The organism is Acidaminococcus sp. AM05-11, assembly GCF_003472805.1.
GTDB classification, from domain to species: Bacteria; Bacillota; Negativicutes; order Acidaminococcales; family Acidaminococcaceae; genus Acidaminococcus; species Acidaminococcus hominis.
The window spans coordinates 38,965-59,539 of the sequence record NZ_QRMX01000010.1; the positions used below are offsets into that span (position 1 = coordinate 38,965).

Below are 20,575 nucleotides of genomic sequence, written 5' to 3' on the forward strand. Positions count from 1 at the left end.
AGGACAGACTGAGGAAGTTTATTAGGATAAGGTTATAAAAAAATGGCTTGCGAACTCAGATTCGTTCGTAAGCCATTTCTTCACACTCCCTTCTGCTTCCGTATTTTGTTTTGTCTTAGTTTTGGAATTTATCCGCCAGTACTTTTTTGGAATCGTGGATGGATTTTTTGATGGCGGTGGTATTGATGGTATTGGGTTCGTCTTCGTCTTGGCTTTTCAGCACCAGCTGGACTTTGCACATGCTGTAGAGGAGTCCTACCAGGAGGACGGTGTTCTCCACCAGCAGTTTTTGGTCTGGGGTGTACTGCTGCCAGTTGGTTTTTCTCTGGTCCCGGATCAGGTGGGAAAGCTGCTTCAGATGGGTGGCATAGATGGTTTGAACTTTCTTCAGCTGGGTATGGTATTTTTTTGCGGTGCTTTCCAGGTCGCTTAGGTAGCTTTCTGCGGAGTCTATTTTCCACAGGATATCATCCAGTTGTTCCTCGATTTCATCGGCTTTTTTGGTCATGCTGTCGCCGGTCAGGCTGACCACAAAGCCGCCTACCAATAGGCCCACTCCCAAGGTGCCGGCTCCCAGCAGAGCGCTGCCCAGGGCTATGCCTCCGCCGCCTGCGGCCAGGGCTCCTCCGCCTAGTGCGGCCAGGGTAGCGTTGGTGGCAGCGGCGCCGCTCAAGGAGGCGATGGCGGTCCCGGTGGAAGCGGTACCCAGGGCGGCAACGGCGGCGGTGGTGGCTCCTGCAGCGGCAAGTCCTCCGGCTGCGCCCAGACCTGCTCCGCCCAGCCCGCTCAGGAGCACTTCTGCGCCTACGGATACGTCCTGCAGTTTCTGCTGGCTCACGTTGGGCAGCTTTACGTTGTTTCTTTCGTAGGGTGCAAAGGTGGGTTTGTTTTTGATTTTGGCAAAGAGCTGGGAAAATTCTTCAAAGCTGCGGAGGATTTCCAGCTCCCGCTCCCCCAGTTGGTCCATGGCCTGGACGGCTGCGCTCTGGGCGTCTTCTAGTTCAAACTTGGCGTCCTGGTACTGGGTTTTGGCTTCTTCCACCCGTTCGTTGGCTTCTTTCATCTTGGAGACGCCTTCAGCAGCGCTTTTCACCCCGGCGGCTCCGGCCAGCAGGGCAGCGGCGCCTAATAAAAATGGCAATGGCATTTTACTTCCCCCTTAGTTTTTTCAGTTCCCTGCAGCTTTCGTAATTGCGCTGCAAGTAGTCTTCGTAGCTCATGAGATCCTTGAAAAATACCTGGTAGCAGGCGTCCACCCGGCACAGCAGGGGTCTTTGTTCGTAGATGGAGCACAGGTTTCCTTTAAGATAGCGGCAGACGCCGCTGCCGTCGTGGAGGGCTTTGTACAGCTCCGAGCGGTGGAGATTCCGGCAGCACTGGCCGCATTGGTCACACTGGAACATGGTACGCTTCCTTTCAAAAGGCTCGAATGGTCAGGGTTACCTGGCCGACGTTTTTGCCCAGGCTCAGGTACTCGCCCTGGCCGATGCTCAGGCAGCCATTGAAGGCCCAATCTACCTGGGGCACTTTGTCCCAATGGTAGAACTGGGCAAAGGCTTGGGGGCTGTCCCCGCTGCCCAGGCCGGACTGCTGCAGTTTCACGGGGCTGCCGGGCAGGAGGACGATTTGGGAAACGGTATCGCCCTGAAACTGCACCACCAGCTTTTGGGGTGCGTAATACCAGCCGTCCTGGGGATAGACGGGCAGCAGGTGGCCGGATTTGTCAGGCTGGCCCAGGGTGCGGGCTACCTGCTCCACGCTCATGCCCAGGTGGAGGCCTGCGGCGGATTCGTAATAGGGCAGCTGGGGCAGGCGGTGCAGGGTCTGCTGGCCGTTCAGGGTGAGATAATCCTGGTTGTTGCCCAATAGCTGCCAGTTGAAATACAGGGACCGGAGGCCGATGCTTTCCAGGATTTCGATTCGGCCGCTGGCCAGGGCTCTGCCTCCGGTAAAGTCCCAGCCGCTCTCCACCTGGCAGCCGTTGATGGTGCCGCCTTTGATGTCCAGGACCAGGTTCCCGTTGGCATCGTACCAGGGGCCTTCCATAGCCTGAAGCAACACCGCCACGGTTTCCGGGGTCTGTTTGGTCAGGGCCTGGGCTTTTGGTGCCGGGGCCTGACCCCAGAGCAGCAGGGCCGCCAACAGGGCTGCCAGGGCTGTTTTTTTCTTCATAGGACTCCCCTCCTCACTTAAATTCCAGGACTGCGTCCTTGTCTTCCATAAAGCTGTCGAAGGTGCCCTGGTACGGCAGGGCAAGGCCCAGGGCCGCATACTGGCTGCGGAGGGCCTGGTTCAGGGCCTCAGGGGTGGTCGCCTGCTGCAGCAGGGCCGCCAACTCCTGGTACCGGGCGGTTTCCTGGCGGAACCGATCATAATCCAGCCGCTCCAACTGGGCCAGGTAGTGTTTCAGGCTGGCATTGATACGCCGGTAGGCGTCCAGCTGTTTCTGGAGGGGGGAGGCAATGCCCAGGCGCAGGGCGGCTTCTTTCACCACCAGCCAGGCCAGCCGGACCCAGGCTATCAGGTTCAGGCGCAAGATGAACAGGACCCAGTTGCCGCCGGATTTAATCAGGGCATCTGCTCCGTCCAGCAGGCAGAGGGCGGCGTGGCCCAAAAGCAGCATGAGCCGCAGGTCCTTGTGGCTGTCGTCGGGAACACATTCCGACCAGGGCACGCCTTTGCCAAAGTGGCGGCGCAGGACCCAGAGCAGCCGGATGGACAGGTCGCACAGAGCCACGGGTATGGCCAGGGTCAGGCCAAAGCGGGCGTCGTAGCCTTCCTGGAACACTTTGGTAGCCACGGTAGCCACAGTATTCCGGTACTGGCCTACGGGCAGGCTGCCAAAGTCGCACAGCTGGAAAAATTCGTAGAAGGGTATCACCAGGCCGCTGCCCCGTTTGGCTGCGCCGGAGCTCCCGGCTACGTCGGACATCAGGTGACCGAACCAGTTGGCGGTGCCGCAGAACAGTTTGGCAAGGAGGCTGCCGCCCTGGAGTTCGCCGGACTCGCTGCGCAGGGTAATCAGCCGGCCTTCTGACAAAAAGGTGGAGGTGCCGGTAAACTGGTCCAGTAGGGAAAAGAACAGACCTGCCAGGTCCGGGGCGTGGGCCAGGGATTTCATGTGGTGGTTTTTGGCCGCCATGGAGGAGAGGCCTGGCACTTTTTGGGCGTAGGGCTGGTCGTAATTCACCGGGAAGGTCCGCTCCAGAAAGCCGATGGCGCTGGCCACGCTGTGCTCTTTCCCCTGCCGGGGCGACCAGCCGCACAGATCGGCAAAGCCCATGACCGCCTTGTCCACCTGGGCGTCCGTCCAGGGCAGCAGGGCGCTGTCCGCCGGCGAACCCACAAGGAAAATATCCACCAGCCCCGCCAGGACGCCGCAGGCTGCTGCGGCAATATAGTCCGTGGTGTCGCAGCTATCCTCTGCAAAATACGACGTGCTGTCCCCCTCCGCCCCATCAGGTTGGAGGGGGACCTGGCCGGTAAAGCGCTGATAGAAATGGGTCATGGCGGTCTGCTCCTTGTTAGTGTTGTTGGTATATGGTTATTGTAGCAAATTTCTGTAAATTGAGGAAGAGGGGAGTCAGCGGGGTGTATACGTGGTTCAGCCCTACGGGCATCCTGGTTTTGAACCCCATCCGCCTTCCTGGCGTCAGGCACCTTCACTTGTCATTTAGCCGTTAAGCGATTGGTTAAGCGTATTAAAAGGGGGGTGAAGAGGAATAAGGGACAATAGATGAGTGGAAAAAGGTACTGGCCTACACTTTTCTGCGAAAAGTGTGCGGTGCTTTTTTAGAATATATGGACCCTCCGGGAATCCTGGATTTGAACTCCATCTGCCTTCCTGGCGTCAGGCACCTTCCTCTTCTCCTGTTCGCATAGCGAACAGGTAAGCGGAAGGCAGTAGCGGCGCTAGCGCCGCAAATAAGCTTGATTAAACTTCTATCGTCGCCTATGGCGACACTTCCTTCACCCTTGAAGGAAGCTTCCATACCACCACTGGTCAATTTTTAATCGTTACTATAGCGTCACCACTACATTCACTATCAAAAACACCTACAGAACCGACCAGCACGTTCCCATGCCCTCCCCGCCTACCAGGAAGGGGAGGGACGGGCCATACCAAAAATCCACGGGCCCTGGGTGGGGAAGGTTCCTTCTGCGGCCAAGGGCCGCTTGTATATTCTAAAAAAGCACCGCACAGTTTCGTAGAAACTGTAGCACGTTCTACTTTTTCTTCAACGCCTACTGCAATACCCTTGCTTATCCCCCATTATCACAAAAACTATTCCCATTTGCCAATTTAACCGTGAAAGGTCCTCTCGTCTTTCTTCTCTATAAACGAAGTACCGGGCGCTTCTTTTAGGGAAGCGTCCGGTACTTCAATGAGCTGCACAACTTGACTTGGGGTTGGATAGGCTGCTATAGGGTTTCACCGTGCAAATGCGCTGGGGTTAGTGCTGCTCAGTTGCTGCTATAGGCTGGTGCTATTGTCTTTGGGCCAAGAGCTGGGCAATCTGGGCCTTCATTTGGTCGATTTCGGCCTGCTGCTGGTTCAGCTTGGCTTCCTGGGCGGCTCTGGCTTTCTTCACTTGGTCCAGTTCGGCCTGGAGCTGAAGGATTTTCTTGGCGGCGGCTTTTCTGCTATAGTTTACGGCGTTGCCGGTTTTGCCCAGTTTGAAGGTGACGCCTACGTTGACCATGTTGTTGTCGTTGCCCATAGTGGTGCCCAGGCTGAAGATGGTGGATTCGTTGGGATGGTAATAGGCACCGACTGCAATGGCGTTGGCCGACCGGTAGTTGCCGTAGCCCATGGAAAAGTCCCATTTGTTATCCGGATCGAAGTCCGTTGGATGCAGGGCGGCCAAGGCGGCTGCACCAGCGCCTACTTTATCTATCCGGGAATCCAGGCCGTTGATCCGGTCACTGAGGCCATTGACCTGATTGCTGAATTGGTTCTGGAGCTGGTAGACCTGCCCGCCGTTCACGGCCTCTCTGGAGCCTTCGGCAATGGTGCCATCGGCAACGTTGGTGATTTTCTGGTTGTTCATATCGATGCCGTTCTCATTGATGGTGGGTCCGTTATTCACGTTCACGCTGCTGACTGCAAGGTCTTTGTTCAGGCTGACTATCAGGTTGGTTCCAGAAGCAGTGGTGGTGATGTTGGTTTTATCGCCAATGATGCTCAGCTCATCCGTCTTGTCAGGGGTCGTCAGTTCTCCTGTATCATCGGAAATCCGGGTACCAATCACCGTAGCTGCACCCGCATCGACTGTAGTCGGGGCCACAGCCATGGCCGCCTTCAAAACAACTGCCGGGGTGCCCGGGCTAAGAGGGTCGCTGGTCCCCGTATCGGAAGTAGTGGGCAATTTTACCGTACTATTGGGCGTAAAAGCAACTACGTTGGTACCGGTATTCTGGAAGTTAGCGCTGATGGTATAGGACCCATCCACATTGTTCTTCACCAGCCGGATGCCGTTGCCTGCCTTTAAGCTCACATTGGAGCTGCCGGTCTTGGATTCTACTGCTTTTAATTGGGCTACGTTTACCGCATCCGTATCGGCGGTACCGGCTGCTACGCCGGTAATCTGCCGGGTAATGCCGTTATTGGCGTCCCCTACAGAAACGGCGCCCCGGGTGGAAGTCCATACGTACGCTTCGCCGCTTTGGGTCACGCCGCTGGGTACATAGCCAGCCACGCCGGCATCCACAGAGGCAATAGATTCAGAGCCAAGGGCCACGCCGCCAGCAGCCGAAGCATTGGCGTTATAGCCCAGAATGGTTACGTTGTCCACGTTGGTAGTCAGGGTATCTGCTGCCGAGCCCAGAACCACGGAATTGTCCACGTCCGTCAGGGTCCGGTTGTCGCCCAGCAGCTGGGTATAGCTGGAATCCGTCAGCACGTTGGTGGAACCAATGGCCAGGGCGTTCTGGGATTTGGTGGAACTGTTGCCCACGCCGTCCAGGAACATCGCCGAGTCATTGGTGGACTGGTTGTTCACACCCATAACCTGGGTATTGGTGGAGGAATCAATCTCGTTGCCGCCGCCGACAACCAGGGCAGCACCGCCGGGGCTGGTACGAACACCCTCGATAAGTTTTTCCTGCATGGCTGATACAGAATCAGTTATCGTATCATAGGCGCCAATGGATACCTTTCCCAGAGAGTTCTTAATGGTATTGCCGGCACCCAGCACCACGGCGCCATTGCTGGAGTTCACCTTGTTGGCAGTACCGCCGATGTAGTTGGCTACGCCGGAATACATGTTGCTGAGGGATTCTGTCATGGATTCATTAGAGTTGAAGGACCCAATGACGGTAGAAAACGCATTTTTCATAGGATTATAAATTTTATCCATGCCTTCTGGGGTTAATGAGAAAGGCGCTGCATGGTACGGAGACGTTTGCACGTTGTAGCTGCCATAGGTGGTTGTGAAACCGCCATTGGTGTAGGAGTTGGTGCCAACCGTAGTAGAAGCCACGCCGCCAAACTGCGGCAACTGGCCCGCGGTGGTATCCCCGATGGCTACATTATTTTTTCTCAACGTAAAGTCACCCACAACAATAGATCCGGTCCGGGCATAGGCATTTTGCCCAATGGCAATAGTGGCAGGCAGGTTTTCTTTTGCCGCAGTATTACCATGAATATGATAGCCAGAACTAGTCTCTGTTGGCGTCTCTCCAAAGGACATAATGGATTCCTGAGTACCGCCGCCCACAAAGGCGATGGCATTTTCTCCAATGGCAATATTCGTGCCGTGATTCACAGGATTAATGTCATAGGTAACCGTCCCGCCGGCACCCTCTAGATCATTATTCACCGTAGGGTAAACAATTTCATCTGCTGCGAAGGTCCGGGGCATGCCAATACCAGCCATGAGCATCAGGGAAGCCAAAATGGAACATACCAGCCGGCGTTTCCGTCCCGATACGCTTCCGCTGCGTTTTCTCAGGCTGTAGGCCTTGCTTTTCTTTGTTCCGCTGTGGTTTACACCATTCTGCCGTTTCATGATAGCACCTCCCCTTGTTGTGCTGTGCGGTTCTTTTCCTCCTCTCGGTAATTGATGTTTTTCTTTTCTTGGAAATAGTGTTCTGAATTTACTGATATTTTTTTGCTAGATTTCTGTCTTTTTCTCCTGATAGTTCTTGTGGTATGAGGAAATCAGCCGTTCATCCCGTTGTGCACTAAATAAAGTACATTTATACTTTATTTATCAGAATACTTTACCCTATATGAAACATTTTACAAGTATTCTTCCCTTCTTACTGACATTATAGTACTAAAGTGCATATTTTACAAATACACTATTATTTGTAAAATGAATTTTCTATAGCTTTTTGTAATAGAATAATTATTGTTTTCTATAGCAGCGGATGCTAAATGACTAAAACGGATAACAGCGTGGTATGGATAAACGTTATTGATGATGCAGGTATGAAAATTTGGCTAGGAACCCCATCCCGGACACGAAAAGCCGAGATTACTCTATTCATGCAAGATTTGGATACTTCCCTATAAACGAAATTCCGGACGCTTCGTTTGGGAAAGCGCCCGGAACTTCAGGGAGTTGAACATATGAGGTTGGATAAACTTCTCATCTATATTCACAGCGCAGAAGCGCTGGGAAGGTTGCTGCGGTGAAGCAGCCTAGGATCGTGGCAAAGTGGTTTTTATGCCATTAAACAACACAGCTTGCCAGCCGCCGGCATCATAAGGCGAAGTCTGGACCTTGTTGGCAGGTGCGTTCGTATCAGCTGCTACAGAAGCTGTCGGAACAGGATTCGTTGCAGAGGAAACGGGCTCTGCTGCAAAGGCCCGAGGCACGCCAATACCTGCCAGGAGTATTAGGGCTGTCAAAACAGAGCCTACCAAACGGTGTTTCAGTCCCCGTACGCTGCTCAAGCTATCTGTATAACCGATCTGTGTCTTTTCTTGTGCCATTCTATTCTGCTGCTTCATAGTAGTCGCACCTCCCAGTGTTATGCTATGTGTTTTCTTCTTCAAATTTCGTTTGTTCAATCAACTTAACATATTTCTTCTGAATTTACTGATAATTTATGATTTCAATTTCTTCTTGTGTTTCCAGCTAAGACACTTGCACTGAGGAAATTAACCGCTGTGGTATGGTGTCTACTTATTTAATTACTTATGTACTTAATTTAGTGCATTTTTTAAAATTAAATAAACATATTTGTAGTATTTTCCTTCCTTCTATTTGCATTATAGTACAGTTTTTGACATAACACAAATACCATTTTGCTTGGAAAATTTAGTTTTGATAAAATTTTCGAATATAATTATTCTTATTTACTGTGGAAGTTAACGTAATTATTTACTAATTGAGAATGGTATGCTATGAATAATATTATTTGTGGTCGTAAGGTCAGCATACCTAAAGTGATGTGGTGCCGGGTAGTCCCGTTCCTTTTTTGATATTAGTGCGGTCAGCGAACTTCCTGGTGCTGGTGCCGGGAATCCCCGCTCAGTCAGCCACTAAAGTGGCTGACAGCTCCCCCAGCGGTTCGCCGTGTTCCAATCAGCTACGTCCTGACGGACTTGCTTCTTGGACGGCTATCGCATGGGCCTTATTGACCAAACAGCCACTTGCAGAATTTGTTGGGCTGTTTGGATGCGGCCGCATAAAGGTAGGAGCCTTTAAATGGTCGTGCGGTCCACGGGAATGGGAGGTGACCGGGCCCGCAAAGCGGGCAGGAGCATATGCCCCTATTGGCGCCTACGGCGCCATTTTCCCCGGAGGGGAAAGGTCTGTCCCCTTTTGGGGCTAGTGCATGAAGGACGGTAGCTCAACTACAGAAAATTTGGCCGTAGCCAAATTTTAGCTGGAGAAAACTCTGTAACGGATTTTTGGTCGACATTCTCAACGGGTGTAGTGCAAGCATCCTACTTTTGAACCCCATCCTTGCCCCGCTCTATAGTTAGGGCGGGGCGTTCCTTCCCCTTCTCCAGTGCACGAGCAGTGCACTGGTAAGTGGAAGGCAACGGCCGGTGGCCGCAAAAGGCTTTGATAAACTTCTATCGTCGCCCATGGCGACACTTCCTTCACGCTTGAAGGAAGCTTCCATAGCAATTACTGGTCATCTTCTTATCAGCACCATGTTTTAGATTCTACTTGACCAGTGGTGGACTGGAAGCCTACCACAAGCGTGTGGTAGGTGTCAGCCGCTAGGCTGACGAAGGAAGTTTAAAGCCATATTTTATGCTTCAAAAAAAATATAATCATATTGCTATTTCAATATTATTAGAACTCTCTTCGTCGCCTCCCGGCGCCACCTCTCTCACCTTTGATTGATGTCAACAATTCAGCACAACCACGTTTCTAAAATTACATTTTTCTGAGCACAACGTGGGGGAAACCAAGAAATCAAAAGTGCATTATTATTGCGAATTTTTCTCTAGAAGCTGACCTCGCGCGCTGGCGGGCGCAGGTGGCACTCGCCCTTCCCGTCGCACGTTGTGCGACACCCTCCCCATAGTGGTTCGCATTGGACCAATCAGCTGCGCTCTTCGAGCTTGCTTCTTGGAATGCTATCACAGAGGTCGCATTAGCCGGTCCTCCATTGCTGCCTTGATGTGGACGACCGGATGCGACTCCCAAATGTTGAGGGTTATAAGACGGAGAGTGCTCCTTCTGCGGCCAAAGGCCGCTAATAATTGATAAAAAATGATACCTGGATTAAACTTCTATCGTCGCCCCCGGCGACACTTCCTGAGCGGTTCGCTGCTAGCCAGTCATTTTCGCCCTACGGGCTCAATTTCTGGGCAGCTATCACATGGCTCGCGTATTCCAAACAGCTTTTGGAATACTTGTAGCGCTGTTTGGACGCGAACGCAACGTTTTACGGTCGCATCCAAATGTCAATCAGTTCCCCGAGGACATTTGGTATATGCGACCTATGTGATAGCCGTCCGTGAGCCGAACCCGTAGAGTGAAGGAGAACGGAGCACGGCGAACCACTCAGGAAGCTTCCAAGACACCACTGGTCAAGTGTTAATCATTACGATAGGCGTTACCACTACATGAGCTATCAAATCACCACTCGTAAAGGCCAGCACGTTCTCTGCCCTCCCCGCCTACCAGGAAGGGGAGGGACGGGCCATACCAAGAATCCATGGGCCCTGGGTGGGGCAGGTCCCTTCCGTACCCTTCGGCCGCAATATGGGTTGGGTTCGCTGGGTGACTGCTCTCTAACCGGCTTTCGCTTCATAAGAAAAGCACTGCCAGAAATGGAGTTCCATTTCCGGCAGTGCTTTTCTTATCTGGCATTGCTTTTTCTATTCTTATTTTCCTATCCGCAACAGTTCCTGGGCAAAGGTGCGGGTTCTTTCTGTCTTTTCTTGGTCCAGAAATACGGTGTTGTAGCCCAGGTGGCGTTCGCAATGGGCGCCGCAGTAGTGCAGCTGGCTATGGCGGCAATAGCGTTTCATGCCTTCTTCAAACAGGTCGGCGCCTTTTTCGGGGCGGTAGCCGCAGGTGAGGAGCAGGGCCAGGTTCTTGCCTTTCCACAGGGAGGGGCCGCGTTTGTCGCCGTAGTACATATTCAGGGCGTACACCAGCCGGTCCAGCAGGGCTTTCATGGGCGGGGTGCAGTACCAGGAATAGATGGGGGTTGCCAGTATCAACAGGTCGCTGGCCAGGATTTGGGGCAGCAGGGGGTTCAGGTCGTCCTGTTGGACGCAGGCGGCGGTGCTCCAGTCTTTCTGGCACCAGCGGCAGGCGGTGCAGGGGCGGATTTCCAGGTCCGGCAGGTTGATTTCGGTGACTTCTGCTCCGCTCTGGCGTAGTTCGTCAGCCAGGATTTTTTCCAGGGTGTTGGTGTTGCCCTGGGCCCGGGGGCTTCCTTTAAAAATCAGGACTTTCATGGTTATCCCTCCTTAGGCTCTGGGATACTGGTTGATGCAATAGGCCTGCATCAGGCTGTTTTCGCTGTTTTGGTAGGTATGGCGCAGGCTGGCGTCAAAGCGCAGGCTGTCCCCTGCCTCCAGGGTAAACACCTGGCCGCCTACAGTCATGGTGAGCTGGCCCTGCTTGACCAGCAGATACTCCAGGGCCGGGGCGGGGTGGCCTTCGGTCATGTGGCTGGCGCCGGGGTCCAGTTCCAGCAGGTAGATTTCAAAATCTCGGTCCTGGCTGGTGGGATAGTAGCAGCTGATCCGGTACTGGCCGGCTTCGTCCAATTGGGGGCGCAGGTCGGTATAGGCCACTTTTTGGACATTTTCCCGGGGCGGCTCCAACAGGGCCGAATAGGTGACGTGCAGGGCTGTGGCAATTTTCCAGATGGTATTGATGGTGGGGTTGGCTTTGCCGTTTTCCAGCTGGGACAGCACGGCCTTGGACACGCCGGTTTTCAGGGCCAGCTGGTCCAAGGACAGGCCCTGTTCCTTGCGAAGCTGCTGGAGGTTGTTGCCTATGATGGCAGAGATTTCCATATGGGGTCTCCCTCTCTGATGCCCGCACTTTTGCATTGCATAGCAGGGCACTATGGGTTATAATGTTCGATATAATGAACTTACGTTTAATATATCATTTTATCAGGGAGGAAGCAAGATGAAACTTAAAGCGCTGAAAGCGGCTTTCCCTTTTACCATACCGATTTTTGCCGGCTTCTGGTTTCTGGGCATGGCCTATGGGATTTACGCCCGGAGTGTGGGCTTCAGTTTTTGGTATCCGATGATTATGAGCATGACGATTTTTGGCGGCTCTTTGGAATTTATCACGGTGAGTATGCTGCTGATGCCCTTTGCGCCTCTGCAAACCTTCATTGTTTCGCTACTGGTCCAGGCCCGGCATCTGTTCTACGGGATTGCCATGCTGGACCGGTTCAAGGGGTTGGGGCTGAAGAAATACTACCTGATTTTCGGGATGTGCGATGAAACGTTTTCCATCAACTATACTGCGGATATTCCGGAAGACGTGGATAAGGGCTGGTTCATGGTATTTGTGACGTTGCTGAACCAGTTCTACTGGGTGTCCGGGGCTACGTTGGGCGGGCTGTTGGGGTCCTTTATCCGTATGGACACCAAGGGTATCGAGTTCGTGATGACGTCCATGTTTGCGGTGATTTTCGTGGAACAGGCCCGGAAGGAAACCACGCCCCTGCCGGCCCTGGTGGGCTTTGCCAGTGCCTTTGTGTGCCTGTGGCTTTTCGGGCCCCAGTCTTTTATGATTCCTACCATGCTGGCTATTTTGGCGCTGCTGACCCTGCTGCGCCGGCCTATTTCCCAAAGAGAGGAGAATTAAGATGAACCCATCCCCCATGCCTTTATTTGAACAAGGAATCACCATTGCCCTGTGCGTTGTGGGCACCATGCTGACCCGTTTCCTGCCCTTTTTGATTTTCTCCTCCAAGAAGCCCACCCCGCCCTACATTCAGTATTTGGGCAAGGCCCTACCCTGTGCAGTCTTTGCCATGCTGGTGGTGTACTGCCTGAAGGACGTGTCCCTGTTTACCGGCAGCCACGGGATTCCTGAGGCCATTGCGCTCTTGGTGACTGTTATCCTCCAATGCTGGAAGCGGCAGATGCTGATCTCCATTGCCGGAGGCACGCTGCTGTATATGTACCTGGTGCAGCAGGTGTTTGTGTGAAAGGATAAAGGCGTATCGTTCACTATCGATGAAGCTGTGAACGATACGCCTTTTTGGTGCAGAAAACGATGTAATTTTTGGGTTGATGCGGTCAGCGGGGTGTAGGTGTGGGGCGGGCCCATCCGAGGCGCTGCGCACCCCACCTTCCCGCAGTTGGACTGCTGTTGCTGCGGGAAGGCAAGCGGCCGGAGGCCGCAAAAAGCTTTGTTAAACTTCTATCGTCGCCCCTGGCGACACTTCCTTCACCCTTGAAGGAAGCTTCCATAACCGCCTCTAGTCAATTGTTAATCGTTACGATGGCGTCTCCACTACTGTAGCTAGCAACACTCTCATAACTGCGGCCGCCGGCCCCATGCCCTCCCCGCCTCCCAGGAAGGGGAGGGACGGGCCATACCATGCATGCAAAGGCCCTGGGTGGGGAAGGTTCCTTCTGCGGCCAAGGGCCGCAATACGTTTTGAGCTTTCTCCGTCAGCTTTTGGCTGACACCTCCAGGCATAGTACCAGCATAACAAAAAAAGCTGTAACATCAATGATGTTACAGCACCTGTTTTATATTGGTGCGGCCAAGAGGAATTGAACCTCCACGGGGTTGCCCCCACTAGCTCCTGAAGCTAGCGCGTCTGCCAGTTCCGCCATGGCCGCATGCAAACTATGGAATTGTAAAAGGTTGTCGCGTAAGTAATTGGTGCGGTTGGCGGGACTTGAACCCGCATGAGGTTGCCCTCACCAGCCCCTCAAGCTGACGCGTCTGCCTTTCCGCCACAACCGCAAAGTTGTGTGATTGTGTTTCGGTAAAAATTTGGTGCGGCCAAGAGGAATTGAACCTCCACGGGGTTGCCCCCACTAGCTCCTGAAGCTAGCGCGTCTGCCAGTTCCGCCATGGCCGCTTGTGTCTTATCTCGACAACAACGAAATTATATCATGTGGTTTGAACTTCGTCAACACTTTTTTAAAACTTTTTTTGAGAAATTTTTCCGGTGGTTTTGGCCCTAGTAATCTTTCAGGGAACGCTTGTATAACTGCTGGTAGCGATCCCGGTCCGCCAGCACTTTTCCAACATAGGACCGGGTCTCGCCCAGGGGTATCTGGGATATGTCTTTGAAGTCATAGTCCCAGCCGTACTGCTCCATCCACTCTTTGACGGTGCCCCGGCCTGCGTTGTAGGCGGCCAGCATGAGCACTTCGTTGCCGTGGAATTCGCTTTCCAGCTCGCTGAGATACCAACAGCCGAACTTGATGTTCAGTTCGGGCTTCAGCAGCAGTTCATCCCGAAAATTGGGGAAATCCGTACTCCGGGCAATCCAGGCGCCGGTTTCCGGCATAATCTGCATCAGGCCCAGGGCTCCCGTGTGGGATTCCGCGTCCGCCTTGAAGCCGCTTTCGTTTTTGATTACGGCTACGGCCAGGAACGGGTCCACCCGGTATTGGGCGCTGTACAGATGAATTTCCCGGGCGTAGGGCCAGTTATACACCAGCTTCTTTTGGGCAAAGTCCGTCCGCCAGACAAAAAAACTGGTAGTCAGCAGCAGCAGAAATACCAGCAGTGCTGGCAAGCAGCCCGGCCCTCGTCTCCGTCTTCTCGTTCTCAATAGGATCCCTCTCCAAATAGGCAAAACTGCCCTAAGGCAGCGTTTTTCAACCAAAACAACCAATAATAGCCAATGATGCTATCTATATATTGTAACAAATTTTGCAGGCTACTTTCAACCATTCTTTGTTACAAATCGGTGACCCCTGCTAAACGGGTTCTGTAAAGAGGCCTAGCGCTGGGCTTTCTGCTGGGCCAGCACCTTTTCCAGGGCGGCCCGGGTCTGGGCATACAGGTCCTCCCGGGTACCGGAGTTGTCCAGGATTACCTGGGCGCGTTTTTTCTTTTCTTCTACGGGAAGCTGCCGGTCAATCCGGTCAATGACTTCCTGCCGGGTCATGCCTGACCGGAGCATGGCCCGCTGTATCTGCTGCTCCCGGTCCAGCACCACCAGCCACACCTGGTCCGTCAGGCGGTCCCAGCCGGTTTCCAGCAGCAGGGGTACATCCAGCACGGCCACGGGTGCTGCTGCGTACTGGCGCAGGAAGGCGTCCCGTTTTTGGGCAATGGCCCGGTGGACGATGGTGTTCAGGGTCGTTAGGGCCTTGGGGTCGTGGAAGGCCAGGTCCGCCAGCTTTCCCCGGTTGAGCTCTCCAGCCGGGGTAAGAATGCCGGGGCCAAAGGCCTCCTGGAGCTGCCGCAGGGTGGGTGAACCGGCCGCCTCCACCTGATGTCCGGCGGCGTCTGCGTCAAAAACGGGGATACCCAGTTCTTTCAGGTAGGCGCTGACCGTGCTTTTGCCTGAGGCAATGCCTCCGGTAAGTCCAATAACTGTCACTGCTCTCACCTACTTCTGGCAGTGGGGACAGTAGACGCTGCCCCTGCCTGCCACTTTGATCTGCACCAGGGGTGTGCCGCAGCGGAAACAGGGCTTGCCCTTCCGGTGGTACACCTGAAGGTACTTTACGTTGTCCCCCATTTCGCCATTGGCGTCCTGGTAGTTGCGGAAGGTGGTGCCGTGGTTTCTCAGGCCCTGGGCGATGACCTGGTTCACCCCGTCCACCACCTGCTGCCATTCTTTTTTGGTTATGCGGTTCACCCGGCGGGTGGGCCGGATGCCGGCGGCAAACAGGGCTTCGTCGGCGTAGATGTTGCCCAGGCCGGCAATATGGCTCTGGTCCAGGAGGAAGGCTTTGAGCACGGTGCTCTTGCCCTTGGCCAGCTGCCGCAGGTATTCCGCTGTCAGTTCGGGGGACAGGGGCTCCGGCCCCAGGGCCTCGTAGCCCGGGTCCCGTTTGTCGTCCTGGCCCAGGAGCTCCACCACCCCAAAGGTGCGAATATCGGTAAAGTACAGGTTTTCGTCCCCGCTGAGGAAAAAGGCCAGCCGGGTATAGGGCGGCTCGGGGTCGCCCTTTTTCCCGGCCAGCAGGGCACCGGTCATGCGCAGGTGCACCAAGAGATACCGGTCGTCTGCCAAATGGAGGGTCAGGTACTTGCCCCTGCGGCCTACACGGGTGATTTGGGCGCCCTGGACGGCCTTGGCAAAAACCTCCGGGGCCGGGTAATGGACCATTTTGGGCAGGTCCAGCCGGACGCCCAGGATGGTTTTCCCGTCCACGTGGGGGCCCAGGCTCAGCCGTACTTGTTCTACTTCTGGTAATTCCGGCATGCTTTCACCGCTTCCTTATTTGGCCAGGGCCCAGTTAGTGCCGGTGGCTACATCGGCCACCAGGGGCACCTGGAGCTTTACGGCCTGTTCCATGGTTTCTTTCACCAGCTTGCCCACCTGCTCGGCTTCGTCCTGGGTGACTTCCAGCACCAGTTCATCGTGAACCTGGAGCAGCACCCGGCTCTTGACGCCGGCTTCCTGGAGCTTCTTTTCCACCTGGAGCATGGCAATCTTGATGATGTCTGCTGCGGTGCCCTGGATGGGGGTATTGATGGCGGTGCGTTCGGCAAAGCTGCGCTTATTGAAGTTGGAGGCGTGGATGTCCGGCAGGTAGCGCCGGCGGCCGAACAGGGTTTCCACGTAGCCCAGGTCCCGGGCCTTTTGTTTTTCCCGTTCCATATATTCCTTGACGCCGGTGTAGCGGGCAAAGTAGCTGTCGATGTACTGGGCCGCTTCCGCCCGGGAGACCCCCAGCTGTTTGGCCAGGCCAAAGTCGCTGATGCCGTAGATGATGCCGAAGTTCACGGTTTTGGCCTTGCTGCGCATATAGGGGGTGACTTCCTCCAGGGGCACACCAAAGACCTCGGAGGCGGTGCGGGCGTGGACGTCCTGGCCATGACGGAAGGAGTCCAGCAGCAGCTCGTCGCCGGCAATGCTGGCCATGACCCGGAGCTCCACCTGGGAATAGTCGCAGGACAGCAGCAGGTCGTAGCCTTTGCCGGGGACAAACATGGCCCGCATGCGCTTGCCCACTTCCGTACGGGTGGGAATGTTCTGAAGGTTGGGTTCCGTGCTGGACAGCCGGCCGGTGACCGTGGCCATCTGGTTAAAGTGGGTGTGGATCCGGCCTGTCACCGGGTTGATCAGGGGATGGAGGCCCAGCAGGTAGGTGGACAGCAGCTTGGACAGCTGCCGGTATTCAATGAGGGTTTCTATCAGGGGGTGTTCGCCCTGGAGGGCTTCCAGCACGGACACGTCGGTAGAATACCCGGTTTTGGTCTTTTTAATGATGGGCAGGCCCAATTTTTCAAAGAGGATGACGCCCAGCTGCTTGGTGGAGTTGACGTTGAACTCCTCCCCTGCCTGGTTCCAGGCCTGCTGCTCCAGGGCAGCCACCCGGCCGGTCATTTCCTTGGTGACTTCTTCCAGCATGGCTTCGTCTATGGCGATGCCCCGGTATTCCATCAGGGCCAGGTTTTCGGTCAGGGGCAGCTCGATGTCCTGGTACAGCTGGGTCTGGTTCCGGTCCTCCAAAAAGCCCCGGAGGAGGGGCACCAGGGCTGCCGCGTCCTGGGCGGTGCCGCCGTGCCCATGGGGCAGAAAGGTTTCCGCCAGCCGGGTGAGCTCATAGGAATTTTCCCCGGGTTCGTACAGGTAGGCGGCCAGTTCCGGGTCGTCTGCCACGCCCAAAAGGTGACTTCCCTGCTCCAGCATATATTTGTACAGTTCCTTGGGATTGGGAATGGCTTTTTTCACCACAGGGTCTGCCAAAAGTTCCAGGGCAGCGGCCTTGCTGCTGTCCGTAACCTTCCAGACGTACTCCTTGTCCCCCAGAACCAGGTTCAGCTGTTCCAGGGTACGGTGGGGCAGGTCGCCGGACAGGGCATAGGTCAGGGCCAGTTCTTCGCCGGCCTGACGGATTTGCTGCAGCAGGTCCTGGGCCTCTGCCTGGGTGGTGATTTCCACCTGGGGCAGGGCCGGGGCAGCAGCTTCCACCTGGGTTCCTGCAGCCTCAGCGGCGGCGTCCCCTTCCTGGCTGCCCAGCACGGGCAGAAAGCGGTTCCACAGGTTCTTGAACTGGAGTTCCTGCATCAGCTTCCGGCTTTCGGCGGTCATGCCGGTCAGGGCGTAGGCCTTGGGGTCCCGGCTGATTTCCGGCACGTCCAGGCAAATGGTGGCCAGATCCTTGGACAGGAGCGCCTGGTCCCGGTAGGTTTTGAGTTTTTCCTGAAGGGACTTGCCTTTGACGTCGGCGGCATGGTCCAGGACGTTTTCCACGGTCTGGTACTCCGTAACCAGCTTCAGGGCCGTCTTGGGGCCCACCCCCGGCACGCCGGGAATGTTGTCGCTGGTGTCCCCCATGAGCCCTTTCAGCTCGATAATCTGCCGGGGCACCAGGCCCTGGTATTCGGCCTTAAAGGCGGCCTCGTCGTAGATGCCCAGGTTGGAGATGCCTTTTTTGGTAAAGTACACCTGGACATTGTCGCTGATCAGCTGGAATTCGTCCCGGTCCCCGGTGACAATTTTCACCTGCACATCCTTGGGGGCGGAGGCAGCCAGGGTCCCGATGATGTCGTCGGCTTCGTAGTTGTCCACTTCCAGGGTGGGAATGCCCATGGCCGTTAAAAGGCGAATGGACAGGGGGAACTGCTCTTTCAGTTCCGGGGGCGTAGCTTTGCGCTGGCCCTTATAGGCTTCGAATTTCTCCGTCCGGAAGGTTTTCCGGGACTTGTCGAAGGCCACGGCCATGTAGGCCGGTTTCAGCTCCTGGAGGAGTTTCAGCAGCATATTGCACAGGCCGTACACAGCTCCCGTAGGCACCCCGGTGGGGCTGGTCAGGGGAGGCAGGGCGAAAAAGGCTCTGTGAATCAGACTGCTGCCGTCTATAATCAGGAATGTTTCTTCCATAGTACACCATCCTTTGCTCAGATACTTCCATTATACGATATCCCCGGACCCCATGCAAAAAGCATTTTGTTTGGGGTTGCCAGCTAGTGGCGTTCCTCAGTTTTGCTTATTGTTCCTGCAAAAAATTTTAGCCATTTTTGCGGCTCACTTTCCCACCAGGAGAAAGCGGAAGGCCGCCAACTAAAAATAACCTGTATTATTTAGTACAAAAATGGTATAATTTATCCATAAAATTTGGTATTCTGTCAGGGATTCTTGACGCACCGTGGAGTTGGTGATACCATTTTTATACTGTTTTTTTATTTGCCGCATATTTCAGGTGCAGCAATATCTTAGGAGGTCTTTATTATGGAGTACAAGTTTGCCAAGCGGATGGATTCCATGCAAGCATCCGCAGTAAGAGAAATCTTAAAAGTAACCCAGCGTCCGGAAGTGATTTCCTTCGCTGGCGGTCTGCCTGCCCCAGAGCTGTTCCCGGTAGACGAAATTGCCAAGGTTTGCGCTGAAGTCTGTAAGGACGAAGGCCGCAAGGTGCTGCAATACGCTACCACCGAAGGCAATCCTGGCCTGCGCCAAAAGATTGCTGACCGCACCAACAGAAAGTACAAATCCAATCTGAAGGCTGAAAACATCCTGATCACCACCGGTTCCCAGCAAAACCTGGATCTGGCCGGCAAGATTTTCTTTGATGAGGGCGATGTTGTGCTGATGGAAAGCCCCACCTATCTGGCTGCCATCAATGCGTTCAAGGCTTACGGCCCGGAATTCAAAGAAGTTCCTACCGATGAAAAAGGGATGATTCCTGAAGAACTGGAAAAGATTTTGGCTTCCACCCCTAAGATTAAGCTGATTTATGTCATTCCCGACTTCCAGAACCCGACCGGCATTTGCTGGACCCTGGAACGCCGCAAGGCATTTATGGACCTGATCAATAAATATGAAGTTCCTGTACTGGAAGACAACCCCTACGGCGAACTACGCTACGATGGCGAAACCCTGCCGTCCCTGATGAGCATGGACACCAAAGGCCTGGTCATGGGCATGGGCACGTTCTCCAAGACCTTCTGCCCCGGCCTGAGAATTGGCTGGCTGGCTGCCAACACCACCCTGCTGGCTGAATTTGTGAAGGTAAAGCAAAGCGCCGACCTGCACACCTCCGCTTTTGACCAAGCCATCATCGACCGCTACATGGACGAATACAGCCTGGACGAACACGTCAAGGAAATCAACGCCTTGTACAAGCATCGCCGTGACCTGCTGATCAAGACCATGGAAGAAACCTTCAAGGACGGCACCACCTGGACCCATCCCGATGGCGGCCTGTTCCTGTGGCTGACCTTCCCGGAAGGCGTCAGCGCCCGGAAAGTCTTCGACAAATGCATCGAAAAGAATGTGGCCGGCGTGCTGGGTGAATTCTTCTACCCCAACGGCCATAACGACCATCATATGCGCATCAACTATTCCAATATGCCTGACGACAGAATCGTGGAAGGCATCCACAGAATGGCTGCTGCCCTGCAGGAAGTTAAAGAAGGAAAATAAACTCTGCGGTTGAAAGAGCTGTGAAAAAAAAGCTTGCGAACAAATTTGCGTTCGCAAGCCTTTTTTTATTGTTCGTTATAGCCGTTATCTACACCTCAAAACTTCCTCCGAGACCCTGCGGGCCCCACCTCCTTAGCGGTTCGCGGCTCGCTGCTCAGCTGCGTCCTACGGACTTGCTTTGCAGGCCGCTATCGCATGGGCCTTATTAACCAAACATCCTTTGGAAGGATTTGGGGATGTTTGGATGCGGCCGCAACGCTTTACGGTCGCATCCAAATGTCAATGCTGTTTTTCAAGGACATTTGGAATATGCGACCTATGTGATAGCCGTCCGTGAGCCGAACCCGTAGGGTGAAGGAGAACGGAGCACGGCGAACCACTCAGGAAGCGTTCATATCCACTACTGGCCATGTGATAAAAAGGTATATTGCAATCATCTACGTACTATAATTTCTTTTCCTATACCCGTTTAGCACATGGCTCTATGGGCCTAAGACTGGCCCCTTCAAACGTTGCGCTCACATCCAAGAGCAAATCAGTTAGTCAAAAGGCTCTTGGTTCATGTGAGCCATGTGATAGCAGCCCAAGAAGCGAGCTCGGA

General features: G+C 54.4%; 15 protein-coding genes and 3 tRNA genes. 3 read left to right on the forward strand and 15 right to left on the reverse strand.

Annotation, left to right across the window (positions count from 1 at the left end; genetic code table 11):
* Positions 1-115 precede the first annotated feature (115 nt).
* The 8 genes from DW089_RS06725 to DW089_RS06760 all read right to left on the reverse strand — a co-directional run bounded on the left by DW089_RS06725 (position 116) and on the right by DW089_RS06760 (position 11,449).
* Entirely contained in the window at positions 116-1,147 is a 1,032-nt protein-coding gene (locus tag DW089_RS06725; RefSeq protein WP_118286971.1) for a hypothetical protein, read from the reverse strand.
* Between the two features lies 1 nt (position 1,148).
* A complete protein-coding gene (locus DW089_RS06730; protein ID WP_118286972.1) occupies positions 1,149-1,403 on the reverse strand; it encodes a YkgJ family cysteine cluster protein in 255 nt (84 codons plus the stop codon).
* Between the two features lie 13 nt (positions 1,404-1,416).
* Positions 1,417-2,172 (reverse strand): hypothetical protein, encoded by a 756-nt coding sequence (locus DW089_RS06735; RefSeq protein ID WP_118286973.1) that lies wholly within the window; start codon positions 2,170-2,172, stop codon positions 1,417-1,419.
* A 13-nt stretch (positions 2,173-2,185) separates the two neighbouring features.
* Positions 2,186-3,508 (reverse strand): hypothetical protein, encoded by a 1,323-nt coding sequence (locus DW089_RS06740; protein ID WP_118286974.1) that lies wholly within the window; start codon positions 3,506-3,508, stop codon positions 2,186-2,188.
* Positions 3,509-4,487: 979 nt separating this feature from the next.
* On the reverse strand, positions 4,488-7,010 hold the full coding sequence (locus DW089_RS06745; protein ID WP_118286975.1) for a YadA-like family protein: 2,523 nt from the start codon (positions 7,008-7,010) through the stop codon (positions 4,488-4,490).
* A gap of 638 nt (positions 7,011-7,648) precedes the next feature.
* A complete protein-coding gene (locus DW089_RS06750; RefSeq protein ID WP_118286976.1) occupies positions 7,649-7,960 on the reverse strand; it encodes a hypothetical protein in 312 nt (103 codons plus the stop codon).
* Between the two features lie 2,340 nt (positions 7,961-10,300).
* A complete protein-coding gene (locus tag DW089_RS06755) occupies positions 10,301-10,882 on the reverse strand; it encodes a flavodoxin family protein (protein ID WP_118286977.1) in 582 nt (193 codons plus the stop codon).
* 12 nt (positions 10,883-10,894) lie between these two features.
* A complete protein-coding gene (locus DW089_RS06760; RefSeq protein ID WP_158572335.1) occupies positions 10,895-11,449 on the reverse strand; it encodes a helix-turn-helix domain-containing protein in 555 nt (184 codons plus the stop codon).
* 118 nt (positions 11,450-11,567) lie between these two features.
* On the opposite strand from DW089_RS06760, the gene DW089_RS06765 reads away from it, so the two are divergent.
* Positions 11,568-12,260, forward strand: a complete 693-nt coding sequence (locus tag DW089_RS06765; RefSeq protein WP_105325933.1) for an AzlC family ABC transporter permease — start codon at positions 11,568-11,570, stop codon at positions 12,258-12,260.
* Between the two features lies 1 nt (position 12,261).
* Positions 12,262-12,606, forward strand: a complete 345-nt coding sequence (locus tag DW089_RS06770; protein ID WP_231086474.1) for a branched-chain amino acid transporter permease — start codon at positions 12,262-12,264, stop codon at positions 12,604-12,606.
* A 556-nt stretch (positions 12,607-13,162) separates the two neighbouring features.
* Here the strand turns inward: DW089_RS06770 and DW089_RS06780 are convergent.
* The 7 genes from DW089_RS06780 to polA all read right to left on the reverse strand — a co-directional run bounded on the left by DW089_RS06780 (position 13,163) and on the right by polA (position 18,432).
* Positions 13,163-13,249: transfer RNA gene (locus tag DW089_RS06780), tRNA-Leu, on the reverse strand.
* A gap of 41 nt (positions 13,250-13,290) precedes the next feature.
* A tRNA-Leu gene (locus DW089_RS06785) sits at positions 13,291-13,376 on the reverse strand.
* Positions 13,377-13,407: 31 nt separating this feature from the next.
* A tRNA-Leu gene (locus tag DW089_RS06790) sits at positions 13,408-13,494 on the reverse strand.
* Between the two features lie 102 nt (positions 13,495-13,596).
* Positions 13,597-14,160: a lytic transglycosylase domain-containing protein gene (locus DW089_RS06795; RefSeq protein ID WP_231086473.1), complete on the reverse strand. Its 564-nt coding sequence runs from the start codon at positions 14,158-14,160 to the stop codon at positions 13,597-13,599.
* A 207-nt stretch (positions 14,161-14,367) separates the two neighbouring features.
* The gene (gene coaE / locus DW089_RS06800; protein WP_105325936.1) at positions 14,368-14,973 is read right to left on the reverse strand and encodes a dephospho-CoA kinase; all 606 of its coding nucleotides are present in this window, start codon (positions 14,971-14,973) and stop codon (positions 14,368-14,370) included.
* Between the two features lie 9 nt (positions 14,974-14,982).
* Positions 14,983-15,804, reverse strand: a complete 822-nt coding sequence (mutM, locus tag DW089_RS06805; RefSeq protein ID WP_105325937.1) for a bifunctional DNA-formamidopyrimidine glycosylase/DNA-(apurinic or apyrimidinic site) lyase — start codon at positions 15,802-15,804, stop codon at positions 14,983-14,985.
* Between the two features lie 15 nt (positions 15,805-15,819).
* Positions 15,820-18,432, reverse strand: coding sequence for a DNA polymerase I (gene polA / locus DW089_RS06810; protein WP_105325938.1), 2,613 nt, complete (start codon positions 18,430-18,432; stop codon positions 15,820-15,822).
* A 348-nt stretch (positions 18,433-18,780) separates the two neighbouring features.
* Between polA and DW089_RS06815 the strand changes: the two genes are divergently transcribed.
* Positions 18,781-19,974 carry a PLP-dependent aminotransferase family protein gene (locus tag DW089_RS06815; protein ID WP_105325939.1) on the forward strand — a complete coding sequence of 398 codons (1,194 nt, stop codon included), beginning with the start codon at positions 18,781-18,783 and terminating at the stop codon, positions 19,972-19,974.
* Positions 19,975-20,575: the final 601 nt, after the last annotated feature.